The organism is Streptomyces sp. NPDC111744 (assembly GCF_055634995.1).
In genome coordinates this window covers 598087-611897 of the sequence record NZ_JBVKCG010000003.1, presented here as the reverse complement: position 1 = coordinate 611897, position 13811 = coordinate 598087, and the positions used below count along the sequence as shown (strand labels likewise).

The window sequence follows — 13811 nt, the reverse complement described above, 5'->3', positions numbered from 1 at the left end:
GATAACGCGGCTAACGCGGGATACGTCTGAAACGGCGACGTAACACGGCGAGGCCTCTAGCGTCTGCCTTCCTCGACCTCCGAGGACCTCCGAATCGGGGAAGGAGACAGCCTCAGATGGCTTCGCGAAACGACGTCGCGACGGGCCACGTCGCCGAGACGGCCGACGGCCAGGACAGCGCGCGAGTCGAGATCTCAGGACTCACCAAACGGTTTCTGACTCCTGCGGGCAAGGTGTTCACGGCACTGCGGGACGTTTCGTTCACCGTGGAACCTGGCCAGTTCTGCGCGGTGGTCGGCCCGACCGGCTGTGGCAAGTCGACGACGCTGAGCATGGTGTCCGGGCTCGACCGGCCCAGCGAGGGCTCGGTCAGGGTCGGCGGCCGTGAGGTGGACGGCGTCACCGACGGCGTCAGCTTCATGTTCCAGACCGACGCGCTGCTGCCCTGGAAGACGGTCCTCGGCAACGTCCTGATGGGCCCTGTCTTCCGCAAGGTGCCCAAGCAGCAGGCCCAGGCCTCGGCACGCGACTGGCTGCGCCGGGTGGGCCTGACGGGATTCGAGGACCGCTACCCGCACCAGCTCTCCGGCGGCATGCGCAAGCGCGTGGCGATGGCCGCGGCGCTGATCAACGAACCCAAGATCCTCATCATGGACGAGCCGTTCGGCGCCCTGGACGTACAGACCAAGGCGATCATGTCGACCGAACTCCTCGGCCTGTGGGAGCAGATCCGTCCGTCGGTCATCTTCATCACCCACGACCTCGACGAGGCCGTGGCGCTCGCCGACCGGGTCGTCGTCATGACGTCCAGCCCCGGCTCGGTCAAGGCGGTCTTCGACATCGACCTGCCGCGCCCGCGCGGCTCGGTCCAGGAGATCCGCTTCCAGCCCCGCTTCATCGAACTCCAGCACAAGATCTGGGACTGCCTGCGCGAGGAGGTGGAGCGCGCCTACGCACGCACCGCAGGAGGTACGGCATGAGTACGACGTCCGCTGTTTCCCCCGCCCTGGTCGAGGACGGCGCACAGTCCTCGACCGCGGCCGCCGCCAGGCGCGCCGCCCGGCGGCGCACGTTGCTGGTGTGGGCGGGCCGTATCGGCCTCGCGGCCCTCGTCATCGGGGGCTGGCAGGCGTTCACCACCTGGGGGATCGTCGACCCGTTCTTCTTCGGGCAGCCGTCCGGCATCGCCAAGCGGCTGGTCGACCTCTTCCAGCACGGCACCGAGTTCGGGTCCTTCTACTCGAACATCTGGACAACGATCCAGGAGGCGCTGGTCGGCTTCGCCCTCGGGGCCGTCAGCGGAGTGGTCGTCGGCGTCGCGCTGGGCCAGAGCCGCTTCCTCGCCGACGTGCTCGGCCCCTACATCAAGATGGTCAACGCGATCCCGCGTATCGTCCTCGGCTCGATCTTCATCGTCGCGTTCGGCATCGGCGTGCTGCCGAAGATCCTGCTCGCCGCGGTGCTGGTGTTCTTCATCGTCTTCTTCAACGCCTTCCAGGGCGTCCGCGAGGTCGACCGCAACATCCTCGCCAACACCAAGGTCCTCGGCGCCTCGCAACTGCAGATCATCCGCCATGTCACCGTGCCCTCCGCGCTCACCTGGATCATCGCCAGCCTGCACAGCGCCTTCGGCTTCGCCATCGTCGGCGCGCTGGTCGGTGAGGTCCTCGGCGCACAGAGCGGCCTCGGCCTGGTCATCAAGACCGCGCAGAACAACTTCGACCCCAACGGCGTGTTCGCCACGATGCTCGTCATCTCGGTCATCGTGCTCGGCGCCGAGTGGCTGATCGGCAAGCTCGAGCACCGGCTGTTGTCCTGGCGCCCGCCGGCCCCGTCCGAGGCGAACTCCCTCTGACAGCACCGCGCTTACCCCCTTCTTCGCAACACCCTCAGCAAAGGAATGTGATCAGTCATGTCCAGACGACCCGTCGCCGTCGCCGCGTCCGTCCTCACCGTTCTCGCCCTCGGTGCCACCAGTGCCTGTTCAGGCAACTCCTCGGCCTCGAGCGGTGGTTCGGGCTCCACGCCGACCGTCAAGCTCATGGTCGGCGGCATCGACAAGCAGATCTACCTGCCGTACCAGCTCGCCCAGAACCTGGGCTACTACAAGAAGTACGGCGTCGACGTCCAGCTGAGCAGCGAGCAGGACGGCGGTGTCGGCGCCGAGGAAGCCATGGCCTCGGGACAGGTGGACATGGCGGGCGCCTGGTACAACCACACGATCGAGTTCCAGGCGAAGGGCAAGGCCGTCGAGGACGTCGTGCAGCTCTCCGGCGCGCCGGGCGAGCGCGAGATGTGCACCAAGAAATCGGGGGTCCACTCGGCCGCCGACTTCAAGGGAAAGACCCTCGGCGTCACCGACCTGGGGTCGGGCACCGACACCCTCACCCAGTTCCTGGGCGCCAAGCAGGGCGTGAACACCAGCCAGTTCCACCGGATCGGGGTCGGTGCGGGCTCCACCGCCATCGCCGCGCTGCAGAACGGCAAGGTCGACTGCGTGATGACGACGCAGCCGACGGTGGCCGCGATCCAGAAGAAGGGTGTCGGTACGTCCGCGATCGACCTGGCCACCACGGGCGGCGCCGTGGCGGCGATGGGCGGTGCCTACCCTGCTGCCAGTGTGCTCGCCCGCACCGACTGGGTGGACTCGCACAAGGACACGGTGCAGAAGGTCGTCGACGCGCTCGTCGCCACCATGCACTGGATCAACACGCACAGCGCGGCCGACATCGCGAACAAGCTGCCGGCGTCGTTCGTGTCGAACCAGCTGGTGACCAAGGCCGACTACGTCTCGGCCCTGAACCAGGACAAGGGCCAGTTCCTCCCGGACGGTCTCATGCCGGCCGGTGGTCCGAAGACCTCCCTGGCGACGGAGAAGCTGGTCGGCAACGTGAAGGGGTCGGTGGACCTCAGCAAGACGTTCACCAACGACTTCGCCATCCAGGCCAACAAGACCGAGGGCTTCAAGACGACCACGACCCCGGCCGGCCCGAACGGCTGAGCCTGCGGCCGGTGCGCCCCGGGCCTACGCGGCCGGGGCGCACCGAACGGGTCAGCGGACCGGAAGCACGGTGGTGTGTTCCTCGCGCACGGCCTGCAGGGAGCGGGGGTTCAGACCGAGCAGGCTCAGGATCGTCGGTGCGATCTGCTTGGTCTGCACACTCGCGGAGTCGCGCACGCCGTCCGGGACGGAGGCGCCGGACACGACGAGAGGAACGGCGAGGTCGTCGGAGTGGCCGCCGCCGTGCTCGGCGATCTTCTTGGTGCCGCCGGTGTAGACGACGCCGTACTGCGCTACACCGAGGAGGTCCGGGACCCGGGCGTCGCCGGCCTTGACGTGGAAGTAGTCGGCGGCGGCCTGGCCGGCGTAGACCTTGCTGAGCCCGCTGCGGGTGTAGGCCTTGGGCTTGGCGTTGATGTCGGTGCCGGTGCCGTTCTGCGCGAGCAGGTACGTCTTGGCGAAGGCGGTGGCGGCCGCGGAGCGGTCGGAGAGCCAGAGCAGCATGGCGTCGTCGTCCACCGCGTGCGTCACCAGGTCGGCGGCGCCGGGGTGGAGCTTCTTCCAGGCGGCGTTGAGGCCGTCCAGCAGCGGGCCGTCGTCGACGCGGGTGAGCGCGGCGGGGTCCGTGGGCGACTGGCCGTGCTTGGCGGAGAGGATGACGGTGGTGCTGCCGGACAGGTGCCGCTTGCGGATCTCGGCGGTCAGGGCGCCGATCTCCGTGTTGACGAAGTCCAGGTTCTTCACCAGCAGCGGGCCCGGGACGTTCTTGGCGGTGTAGCCGCCCTTGAGGCCGTCGGAGGCGGGCAGCTTCTGCGCGGTGGAGACCGACTGGAAGTTGAGGCCGAAGATCGCCGGGGTGCCGACCTTGTGGGAGCGGCTGTGGTCGTAGCCGTCGATCTCGTTGAGGACGGCCTTCACCTTGTAGCCGTCGTACTGCTCGGTGGCCTTGTTGTCCGTGGTCCAGTCGTTGCCGGCGGCGTAGCCGAGGGCGTCGCTGTTGATCTCCGGGGTGAACAGGTCCTGGACGCCGGTGCCCGAGGGGCCGCTGAGGATCTCGTAGGCGGCGTGCTTGTCCGACCAGGCGGTACGCAGACCCGCCTGGCGGGCCACCTCGAAGACCGTGTTCACCTTGAGATACGAGTGCGGGTACACCGGCTCGCAGGTCTTCGGGTCGACCGGCAGCTTCGACGCGTTGATCAGGCTCGCCGGGTGGCCGGTCATCGACAGGATGCTGTCCGGCAGGCCCGCGAGGCCCTGACCGGCGTCGATGGAGGCCTGGTTCTTGTCCAGGTCCTCCGTGAGGTCCACCTCGACCCCGGGCTTGACGCCCTTGCAACTGGTGGTTCCCGCCGGGAGGAGCGCGGCGTTGTAGGTGTCGTCGTAGTAGATGCCCGTGGTGCCGGGAGTGCCGCCGGTCGCCTGGGCGACCATGCCGGGGAAGGAGTCGGACGGCGTGGTGGTCCTGGCGTGGGTGTACTCCACACCGCCGCCGACCAGCCGGGCCAGCGCGGACTTCGGGTGTCTGGCGATGTACCAGGCCAGGTCCGACTGGTGCAGCCCGTCCACGGAGACCAGCAGGACATGCCTGGCGGCGGCCCGGTGAGGGGAGGCGGCGAACGCGGCGGGCTGGGCGGCGGTCACCCCGGTCAGGACTCCGGCGGCGGCGAGGACGGCTGCGGACCTGACGTAACGTCTGGACATCTGTTGTCTCCCGGGTGTTCGGTGCGGGCTGCGGGTGCCGGGCTCATCACAGTGGCGCCTTGTGTACCGGAAACGGCGCATGTGTGAACACACCCGGAATGAGCGGTCGGGTCTTCGCCAAGTAGGTCCGGTTTTCCCCAGGGAGGAGGGACGTCCGCGGCCTCGGGCGAGCCGAACGACTGGAGTCGGCAGGTCGCCGGCGGCGCACAGCTCAGTTCGGTCCCGCCGGCGGGACCGGGCCACCGACGGCGGTGACGTCCTGCCGGCAGGTGTGGTCGACGACGTCGCCTGCGGCGAAGAGCCAGGGGATTGTTCGTGCGGCTGGTGGGTGAGGCACCCGCCGGCGCCCGTGCACCCCAGCTGATCGACCCGGGCGCGAGGACCCCGCTGGAGGGCGCCAGGATGCGCGCCGCGGGGTCGGTGAGCGGATGGGACAGCGGGCAATCCCGGTGCGGACGGCCGGGTCGTCGCAGCCCGGCTCGACGGCCGCGACCAGGACCCCGGATCATGGTCGGCTCGGCGATCTCATACGGCGTGAAGCCCGGACGGGTCGCGTGCAGGTGTGTTCACCCGCCGGTACACCGCGCGGTCCTCCGCAGCCGTGGCGGACTCTCCGGCGCCGAGCCGTTCCCCTGCGCGTCGGGCAGCCGCGGTGAGGGCGCAGACGCGAGCGGGGGCCGAGGTGACAGGTGCTGGACAAAGATTTCCTCAAGGCCGGGACACTCTCCCTCGTCCGTGGTCGGGTCTCCTGCAACGGCTGTACGGACTGCCCGTGTAGGAGGCCTTGGTGTCAGCACCAACCCGTAAGAGACGATGGCTCACGATCTGCGCCATCACAGCGTCCGCCGCTCTCGTCGCGATACCCGCGGGAGCCGCGTCCGGACCGAGCGGCAGCCCCTTCGGGGCGCGCGCTCTCGCGCAAGTCGCCGGGGATCGTGAACAGTCGGTGGGCGCGCTCAGCCCCATGGCGGCGGGGGAGGGCGGCGACGGCGGCAACGAGGCCGACGAGATCGCCGAGGGCGCGGACCAGTACGCCGAGGCCCGCACCTCGCCCGGCATCGTCGCGCCGGGCGCGTACGGCGCCGCCTGGACCAGCCTGACCAGGCTGCCGGGCACGGGCGGCAGCTGGGACCATGTCACCGGCCTGCCGTACAACTCCGACGACCCGCGCTACCGCGACTACGACTCCAACTCCAGCGGCGGCTCGGGCAACGTCACCGGCCGGATGGCGGCGATGGCCGCCGATGACGACGGGTACGTGTACGCGGGCAGTGCCGGCGGCGGCGTGTGGCGCTCGCGCACCGGCGGTGGGCACTGGCAGCCCGTCAGCGACCGGCTGTCCTCGCAGTCCACGGGCGCCCTCGCGCTGGACGGGGCCGGGCGGCTGTGGCTGGGTACCGGTGAGGCGACGACCAACGCGGACGCCTACCTCGGCAGTGGTGTGTACGTCCTGTCCGACCCGCACCACGGCACGTTCTCGTCACGCAGTCGCGTCGGTGGCGACGAGCTGGAGTCGACCACGATCCACGAGCTCCGCTTCGGCGGCGGCAAGGTGTGGGCGGCGACCAGCGAAGGGGTGTGGAGCCACTCGACGAAGAGGCTGAAGGGCGCCTGGAAGCTGGAGTTCGCGCCCAACCCGGAGTATCTGCCGGGCGGTTCGAAAGCGGACGACGAGTCGGCCGCGTACAAGAACATCGCCAACGACATCGCGATCGACCCGAAGGACCCGAGCAAGGTCGTGCTCGCGGTCGGCTGGCGCAGCGGTGACGACTACAACGGCTTCTACACCAAGGGCTCCGACGGCACCTGGACGCGGATCACCGGCGGCCTGGGCGACCTCCCGGCCGACCCGGACAACGTCGGCAACGTCACCTTCGCCCGCTCCGCCGACGGCTCCCGCTACTACGCCGTCGACCAGTCGCCGGAACAGCTCAACACCAACCCGGACAGCGGACTGGAAGGCATCTACGTCTCCAAGTCCGGCTCTCCCACCGGGCCCTGGACCAAGATCGCCGACTACAAGGGCCTGGCCGCCGACGGCTCGGCGCTGACCTCCAGCGGTTACATGCCGGGTGTGCAGGCCTGGTACAACCAGTTCCTGACCGTCGACCCGAAGAACCCGGAGCACGTGTACGCGGGCCTGGAGGAGGTCTACGAGACCAAGGACGGCGGCAGCAGCTGGTCGACCGTCGGCCCGTACTGGAACTTCGGCTTCTCCTGCTGGAGCATCGACCCCGCCAAGCAGACCGGCGACTGCAACCAGACCACCCACTCCGACCAGCACGGCGTCGCGATCGGCAGCTACCACGGCAAGAGCTACGTGTACGTCGGCAACGACGGCGGCGCCTACAAGCGCCCGGTCAACGGCGCCCAGGACCCCTCCGGCCACGCCACCGACTGGACCTCCCTCAACGACGGCACCATCGACACCCTCCAGTACTACTCGGTCGGCGTCGGCAAGGACCTCACCTACGGCGGCGTCTCCGTCACCGGCGGTCTGCAGGACAACGGCCAGTCCATTCTGCGCGGCAACGACAAGGTGATGGGCTCCAACTTCGGCGGTGACGGCGGCGACACCCTCACCGACCCTGCCAACGGCTGCAACATCGCGGAGGAGTACGTCTACCTCGCGATCCAGGTGACCCAGAACTGCGCCGTCAACGACGGCTCCTGGGTGAGCGATCCCAGCAAGATCACGTCGTACAACGTCGCCCCGGCCGACAACGCCACCGGCGAGGCCCGCTTCATCGCCCCGCTGGCCGCCGACATGAAGGACAGCGCGACCTGGGTCGCGGGCGGCCGCCATGTGTGGGTGCAGACCCACGGCTACGCCATCCGCAGCGGCGACGAGTGGAAGAGCGTGTACGACCTGGGCGCCGGCCGTACCGCGACGGCCGTCGCGGCCTCGGGCGGCAAGGTGTACGCGGCCTGGTGCGGTCCCTGCAACAACCAGGGCTTCGCCCGCGGCATCTCCGTCGGGAACGCGGACGGCACCGGCTGGCACGACATCGCCCTGCCGGTGGACGGGACGGTGCCCAACCGCTACCTCAGCGGCTTCGCCATCGACCCGAAGAACTCCGACCACGTGTACCTGGAGGTCAGCGGCTTCTCCCGGCACTGGACCGAAGGCCCCGGCGCCGGTGTCGGCCACGTCTTCGAGTCCAAGGACGGCGGCACCACCTGGAAGGACATCTCGAAGAACCTCCCCGACGTGCCGGCCGACTCCGCCGTCGTCACGCCGAACGGCGGCCTCGCCGTCGCGACCGACCTGGGCGTCGTCTACCGGGCGCCGGGCCGCACGACGTGGCAGCGCGTCGGCAACCTTCCGGCCGTCGCCGTGCTCCAGCTGAAGCTCAGCCCTGACGGCGGCACCCTGTACGCGGCCACCCACGGCCGTGGCATCTACCGCATCAAGGTGCGCGACTGCCGCTGAGCCATAGGTGTCGGTGACGCAGGGGTGACCCCGGCCTTGGGCCGGGGTCACCCCTGCGTCGGGTACGGGACCACGCTCACGTGCAGGGTGAACGCCGGGCGCGCCGCTCCCGCCACGTCCGGAGCCTTCGCCGTCACGCCGACGTCGGCGGCTCCCGGCCGTACGCTCGCGCACCGCAGGGTGGCGTGGGCGGTGCCGTCCGCGTCCACCCGCCACCCGGACGGCAGTACGAAGGCGGGCGCCGAGCTGTGGAGCGCCGTCCACCGCCTGTCGTCCGTACGGGGCCGCAGGACGAGGGAGACCACCGTCCCGGGCCGGACGCACAGCCGCTGCTCGGGGGCGCCGTCGGGGGTGACAGTGACGTCGGTGTGACCGGCGGCGCAGCCCACCGGCGATACGGAGGCAGTGGGGGAGGCGGACGGACCGCCCCGGGGCGCACTTGCCGACGCGCTTGCGGATACACCGGCCGACGGCTCGGACGAGAGGCTCCGGGACCCTCCCGCGCCGCCCCCGCGCGCCGACGAGCCGCATGCGGCCAGCACGGCAACCCCGGCGACCACCCACACCCCGGCCCACCACCGCATCGGCAACTCCTCGCCTGAACGCCCGTACTACTACCAGCATGCCCCGCGGTGCGGCACGGGAGGGAGGGGTGTCGTTGGTCTCGACGAAGAGAGGGCGGACGGGGTGGATTGACATGACATGGCCATGTAGGGCGCAGGAGGGTGTCGGCGTCCTGACGCACGTCCCGCACGTCCCGCACGGATGTCCGGTCGGCCGGGTCCCGCCCGTGGTGCGGGCGTGTACGAGGCATGCTCCCGTCCCCGCTCCGCGACGCATCGACGCCGGACGTGCCCCTTCTCGGGCCGACCCAGCCGGCCGGACCGATGACCCACTCATGGCTGGCGAGCACCACGCAGGGCACGCAGCGGGCCTCGCCGCGGCGGCCGGTGCCGCCGCCATCACGACCGCCACCGCACGCGACAACGCCTTCTCGGCCCGTCTGGCCGCGATCGCCTACGCGCGGTGGCTGGCCAACGGCGGTACCGAGGGCGGGGAGGACAGCCCCTGACCGTTGCTGTCTCCGGGTCTTGCGACGGTGAGACGCCGTAAGACCCGGACGGCAGTCACCGGGGCAGCGAACGGGCGGGCGACCGCGCGTGCGTTCACCGGCTTTCGCGCTCGGCGGTTGTCCTCACCCTTGCAGGGCAGGGCTGCGTGGCGGCCGCCGGTTTCGAAACGTCCTGGCCCGCGCCACTGGATAGGGTCGCAACGTGGCCCGCACCAGCAGACAGCCGGACGACTCCCTCGCCGATGAGGCCCGGGCTGAGCTGTCGCCCCGGGTGGAGCGCGCGCTGTGGTGGGGGACGGCCGGCCTGGTGCTCGGTGTCCTCGGCACCTCGGTACTCGTCGCCGGCACGGAGCACGGCCGGCGACTGCCCGTGGCCGTGGCCCTGGTCCTCGCGCAGGCCTGCGCCCTGAGGTGGCAGGCGCGCGCCCCGGTCGCCGTACTGGCCGCGAACGCGGCGACAGGGCTCGCGGTGTGGGCGCTGCTGCCCGCGGTGACCTTGACGGGGGCGCTGCTCGCGGCGCAGTCCGCCCTGTGCGTGCTGTCGGCCACCAGGCCGCGGCGGGTCTCGGTGCGGGCGCTCGTGGCGATGTGCCTGCCGGCGCCGTTGGCGTTCGGGGCGGGCGGTGTCGCGGGGCTGACGGTCTATCTGCTGACGGTGGTCCTGGCGTGGACCGCGGGGCAGTGGCGCAGGGCGCAGCAGGCGCGGACGAGGGCGGAGACGCGCCGGGCCGTGGTGGAGGAGCGTGCGCGGATCGCGCGGGAGGTGCACGACGTCGTGGCGCACACCCTGTCGGTGATGGTCGTTCAGGCGGGCGCAGCCGATGACGTTTTCACCCAGCGGCCCGAACAGGCCCGTCAGGCGTTGCGGGCCATCGAGACGGGCGCACGGTCGGCACTCGGTGAACTGCGCCTGCTGCTGCGGGCGTTCGGGTCCGATACGGGAGAGGAGGGGGCCGGGGAACAGCGGGAGCCCGGGCCCTCGCTCGCCGGGCTTGACGAACTGGCCGACACCGTGCGCGCGACCGGGATGACCGTGCACGTGCACCGCGAGGGCGCCACCGACGGACTGCCGGCCGCGGTGGACCTGGCGGCGTACCGGATCATCCAGGAGGCCCTCACCAACACGCTGCGCCATGCGGCCGGTGCCACCGAGGTGAGTGTGCGCGTGACGGCCGAAGGGGAGTGCGTGAGGGTGACGGTTGTCGACAACGGGCCTACGACGCAGGGGCGTTCGGCCTCGGCGGGAGCGGGGCGCGGTCTGGTGGGGATGAAGGAGCGGGCGCGGCTCGTGGGCGGCACTCTGCGCGCCGGGCCGCTGCCCCAAGGTGGGTTCGAGGTGGCGGCGCGGCTGCCGGTGGAGGGCGTGTCATGACGCTGCGCATGGTGGTGGCCGACGACCAGGAACTGGTCCGTACCGGATTCCGCATGATCATCGACGCCCGGGACGACCTCGAGGTGGTCGGTGAGGCGTCCGACGGTCAGGAGGCGGTGCGGCTGACGCGGGAACTGGCGCCCGACGTCGTGCTGATGGACGTACGCATGCCCGTCGTCGACGGCATCGAGGCGACCCGGCAGATCGCGGAGTGCGGCAGCCGAACCCGGGTGCTCGTGCTGACGACCTGGGACGTGGACACGCACGTGGTCGCCGCCCTGCGGGCCGGAGCGAGCGGCTTCCTGCTGAAGGACATCCGCCCCACCGAACTCGTCGACGCCATCCGCCTCACCGCGCGCGGCGACGCGCTGCTGGCGCCGACCGTGCTGAGCCGCGTCCTCGACCGCTTCCTGCGCACCACCCCCGACCCGGCGCCGCCGCCCTCCCTCAGGGACCTCTCCGGCCGGGAGCGGGAGGTGCTCACCCTGATCGGGCAGGCGCTGTCGAACGCGGAGATCGCCCAGCGGCTCGGCCTGTCGGAAGCCACCGTCAAGAACCATGTCACCGCGGTGCTGCGCAAACTGGGCCTGCGCGACCGCGTCCAGGCCGTCGTCGCCGCCTACGACCACGGTCTGGTGCGGCCGCGCCGCCCCTGACGCCACCGCCTCCTCCTCAAGGATGAGGCCGGGCCGCGGTCCTCCCGTGTTCCCAGCGCCGGTCCACTCCTGCGGCCGATCCGTGGCCCGGGTACCCGGCCATAGCGTCGAGGTATGACCGACGACCTGGCCTGCCTCCTGTACCTGCTCGCCCACGACGAAGCGGCCGAAGGCCCCTACGACCGCTCCCGGACGGAGTTGCTGGTCCGTGCCGCCGCCCTGATCGACCTCGCGTTGCGCGGCCGGCTGGGGGAGGACGGCGGCACGGTCACCGTGTCCGGCACGGAACCGACCGGCGACCCCGTCCTGGACGGCGTTCTGCGCGACGCCGCCGGGCACGGCTGGAAGGCTCTCGTGCGCCGCCACCGCAAGCGGACCCTGACCGAGGTGGAGGACCGGCTCGCCGCGGAGGGCCTTCTCACCGTGAAGGCGCCCCACACCCGCTTCGGTACCCGGCGGGTGACCGTGACGGACCGCGCCGTGCCCGCCGCACTCCGCGCCCGCGTCTCCACGGCGCTGCACGGGGACGGACCCGTGCGGGAGATCCCCGCCGCCGACGCCGCGCTGCTGGCGCTGGCCGCGGCGGGCGGCATCCGCTCGGTCCTGTCACGGCAGGACCAGAAGACCTTCCGGGCCCGTGTCGACGCCTGCACCAGGCGCCTTGCCGCCCTCGCGCCCGGCCTGGAGACAGCTGTACGCGCTCTGCCGACGACCATGATCGCCGCACAGGGCGGCATGGGCGGCAGCTGACCGAACGGGGAGAAGATGACCACCCACCGCCTCCTGGCCACCACCCTGGCCTGTGCCCTGACCGCTGCCCTCGCGACGGCCTGGTCCGAGGTGCCACCGACGGAGCCCGCCCGGCCCACCGCCACGACGGTACGCACGACGGAGCCCGCTCGGCCCACCGCCGCCACGACGGTGCGCACGACGGAGCCCGCCCGGCCCACCGCCGCCACGACGGTGCTCACCCACGACGGCCCGGTGCGGGGCGCCGCTCACGACGGCTACCGCACCTTCGAGGGCATCCCCTACGCGGCGCCCCCGGTAGGCAGGCTGCGCTGGGCGCCGCCCCACCGCGCCACCCCCTGGTCCGGGGTGCGGGACGCGACCCGGCCCGCGAGCGCCTGCCCGCAGCCGGCCGGCGAGGTGCCCGGCGGCAGCACCGACGAGGACTGCCTCCACCTGAACGTCACGACCCCCGACGGCGCGGGACCGGCTCGCCCCCGGCCGGTGATCGTGTGGCTGCACGGCGGCGGCTTCACCACCGGCGCGGGCAGCTCGTACGACGCCCACCGCATGGCCGTCCGCGGCGATGTCGTGGTCGTCACCGTCAACTACCGCCTGGGAGCGCTCGGTTTCCTCGCGCACAGCGGGCTGCCCGGCTCCGGCACCTTCGGCCTGGCCGACCAGCAGGCCGCGCTGCGCTGGGTCCGTGCCGGGATCGGCGCTTTCGGCGGTGACACGCACAACGTGACGCTGGCCGGCGAGTCGGCGGGCGGCTACAGCGTCTGCGCCCAGCTCGCCTCACCCGCCGCCGCGGGGCTCTTCGACCGGGCGATCATCGAGAGCGGACCCTGCACGGGCCGCCCCGACCGGCCGTTCGCGCCGTCCTCCGTCCCCCTGTCCACGGCGCGCGCCGCGGGCACGGACCTCGCGGCGAAGGCCGGCTGCGGCGCCGCCCGCGACGTCCTGGCCTGCCTGCGGCGCGTGGACGTCTCCCGTCTGCTCGCGGCCCAGGACGCCGATCAACAGCCCGCCCACACCACGCCGTTGCTGCCGGTCGACCCCGCGGCGGCGATCGCCGCCGGCCACTTCCACCATGTCCCCGTGCTCATCGGCAACAACCACGACGAGGGCAACGGCTGGGCCGCCGGGATCATCCAGGCCGGCAACCCCGTCACCCCCGACACCTGGCCGGACGTAGTGGCCGCCTTCTTCCCCTCCTCGGGGCAGTCCTCGGGGCAGGCGAAGGCGATCGTCCGCGAGTACCCGGTGCACCGCACCGACGGGGGTCCCGTGTTCGGTGCGGTCATCGGCGACGCCGACTTCGCCTGCCCGACGGCGCGCACCGACGGCCTGCTCGCCGCCCATGTGCCCGTATGGCGCTACGAGTTCGCCGACGAGCACGCCCCGCCGCTCACCGCGGGCACCCCGCCGTTCCCGCTCGGCGCACCGCACGCGAGCGAACTGCCCTACCTGTTCGACCTGGGCGGCCGCCCCCGTGACCTGACCGCGGCCCAGCACCGGCTGGCCGACACCATGATCGACTACTGGACCCGCTTCGCCCGCACCGCCGACCCGAACGGCCCGTCGTCGCCGCACTGGCCCCGGCAGACCGTGCTCTCCCTGGCGCCTGACCACATCGTCCCCACCCGCACGGTGCGGACCCGACACCACTGTGCGTTCTGGAACGCCCTCGGGTGACCACGGGGACGACCGCCGGCACGCACGCGAGGGGTGGCGGCAGGGCCACCCCTCATCCGGTGTCCAGGCCCAGCGACGAGGAGCGCCGCGGGCGGCAGGATCCATGTCGTCGGCGAAGAAGCAACGAGGAACTCACCACACGAACCCCG

Annotated in this window: 11 protein-coding genes; 9 read left to right on the top strand and 2 right to left on the bottom strand. The window is 71.7% G+C overall.

The features are described 5' to 3' along the window. Positions 1-116: 116 nt before the first annotated feature. From ACZ7OO_RS10005 to ACZ7OO_RS09995, 3 genes are read left to right on the top strand one after another with little or no spacing between them, the layout of a single operon-like run. Positions 117-980 (top strand): ABC transporter ATP-binding protein, encoded by an 864-nt coding sequence (locus ACZ7OO_RS10005; RefSeq protein ID WP_471503325.1) that lies wholly within the window; start codon positions 117-119, stop codon positions 978-980. Continuing rightward, positions 977-1855: an ABC transporter permease gene (locus ACZ7OO_RS10000; protein WP_471503323.1), complete on the top strand. Its 879-nt coding sequence runs from the start codon at positions 977-979 to the stop codon at positions 1853-1855. Before ACZ7OO_RS10005 ends, ACZ7OO_RS10000 begins: the two co-directional genes overlap by 4 nt. Positions 1856-1912: 57 nt before the next feature. Further along, complete coding sequence (locus tag ACZ7OO_RS09995; protein ID WP_471503321.1) at positions 1913-3001, top strand: ABC transporter substrate-binding protein; 1089 nt, start codon at positions 1913-1915, stop codon at positions 2999-3001. A gap of 51 nt (positions 3002-3052) precedes the next feature. Here ACZ7OO_RS09995 and ACZ7OO_RS09990 read toward each other — a convergent pair whose 3' ends face one another. Then, positions 3053-4702: an alkaline phosphatase family protein gene (locus tag ACZ7OO_RS09990; protein ID WP_471503319.1), complete on the bottom strand. Its 1650-nt coding sequence runs from the start codon at positions 4700-4702 to the stop codon at positions 3053-3055. Between the two features lie 787 nt (positions 4703-5489). Here ACZ7OO_RS09990 and ACZ7OO_RS09985 point away from each other — a divergent pair. Continuing rightward, on the top strand, positions 5490-8135 hold the full coding sequence (locus ACZ7OO_RS09985) for a WD40/YVTN/BNR-like repeat-containing protein (RefSeq protein WP_471503317.1): 2646 nt from the start codon (positions 5490-5492) through the stop codon (positions 8133-8135). A gap of 47 nt (positions 8136-8182) precedes the next feature. On the opposite strand, the gene ACZ7OO_RS09980 is transcribed toward ACZ7OO_RS09985, so the two are convergent. Then, positions 8183-8524, bottom strand: a complete 342-nt coding sequence (locus ACZ7OO_RS09980; protein WP_471503315.1) for an acetyl-CoA synthetase — start codon at positions 8522-8524, stop codon at positions 8183-8185. A gap of 509 nt (positions 8525-9033) precedes the next feature. On the opposite strand from ACZ7OO_RS09980, the gene ACZ7OO_RS09975 reads away from it, so the two are divergent. From ACZ7OO_RS09975 to ACZ7OO_RS09955, 5 genes are all read left to right on the top strand, one after another. Continuing rightward, a complete protein-coding gene (locus tag ACZ7OO_RS09975) occupies positions 9034-9207 on the top strand; it encodes a hypothetical protein (RefSeq protein ID WP_471503313.1) in 174 nt (57 codons plus the stop codon). A gap of 202 nt (positions 9208-9409) precedes the next feature. Beyond that, on the top strand, positions 9410-10579 hold the full coding sequence (locus tag ACZ7OO_RS09970; RefSeq protein ID WP_471503311.1) for a sensor histidine kinase: 1170 nt from the start codon (positions 9410-9412) through the stop codon (positions 10577-10579). Then, a complete protein-coding gene (locus ACZ7OO_RS09965; RefSeq protein WP_471503309.1) occupies positions 10576-11235 on the top strand; it encodes a response regulator in 660 nt (219 codons plus the stop codon). Before ACZ7OO_RS09970 ends, ACZ7OO_RS09965 begins: the two co-directional genes overlap by 4 nt. 114 nt (positions 11236-11349) lie before the next feature. Then, positions 11350-11985 (top strand): GOLPH3/VPS74 family protein, encoded by a 636-nt coding sequence (locus ACZ7OO_RS09960; protein ID WP_471503307.1) that lies wholly within the window; start codon positions 11350-11352, stop codon positions 11983-11985. A 15-nt stretch (positions 11986-12000) separates the two neighbouring features. Next, on the top strand, positions 12001-13662 hold the full coding sequence (locus ACZ7OO_RS09955) for a carboxylesterase/lipase family protein (protein WP_471503305.1): 1662 nt from the start codon (positions 12001-12003) through the stop codon (positions 13660-13662). Positions 13663-13811: the final 149 nt, after the last annotated feature.

Bases quoted from the DNA above. Each gene is read 5' to 3' on its own strand.
- ACZ7OO_RS10005 (WP_471503325.1), top strand. From the start codon at position 117: ATGGCTTCGCGAAACGACGTCGCGACGGGCCACGTCGCCGAGACGGCC.
- ACZ7OO_RS09975 (WP_471503313.1), top strand. From the start codon at position 9,034: ATGGCTGGCGAGCACCACGCAGGGCACGCAGCGGGCCTCGCCGCGGCG.
- ACZ7OO_RS09960 (WP_471503307.1), top strand. From the start codon at position 11,350: ATGACCGACGACCTGGCCTGCCTCCTGTACCTGCTCGCCCACGACGAA.
- ACZ7OO_RS10000 (WP_471503323.1), top strand. From the start codon at position 977: ATGAGTACGACGTCCGCTGTTTCCCCCGCCCTGGTCGAGGACGGCGCA.
- ACZ7OO_RS09995 (WP_471503321.1), top strand. From the start codon at position 1,913: ATGTCCAGACGACCCGTCGCCGTCGCCGCGTCCGTCCTCACCGTTCTC.
- ACZ7OO_RS09990 (WP_471503319.1), bottom strand. From the start codon at position 4,702: ATGTCCAGACGTTACGTCAGGTCCGCAGCCGTCCTCGCCGCCGCCGGA.
- ACZ7OO_RS09955 (WP_471503305.1), top strand. From the start codon at position 12,001: ATGACCACCCACCGCCTCCTGGCCACCACCCTGGCCTGTGCCCTGACC.
- ACZ7OO_RS09965 (WP_471503309.1), top strand. From the start codon at position 10,576: ATGACGCTGCGCATGGTGGTGGCCGACGACCAGGAACTGGTCCGTACC.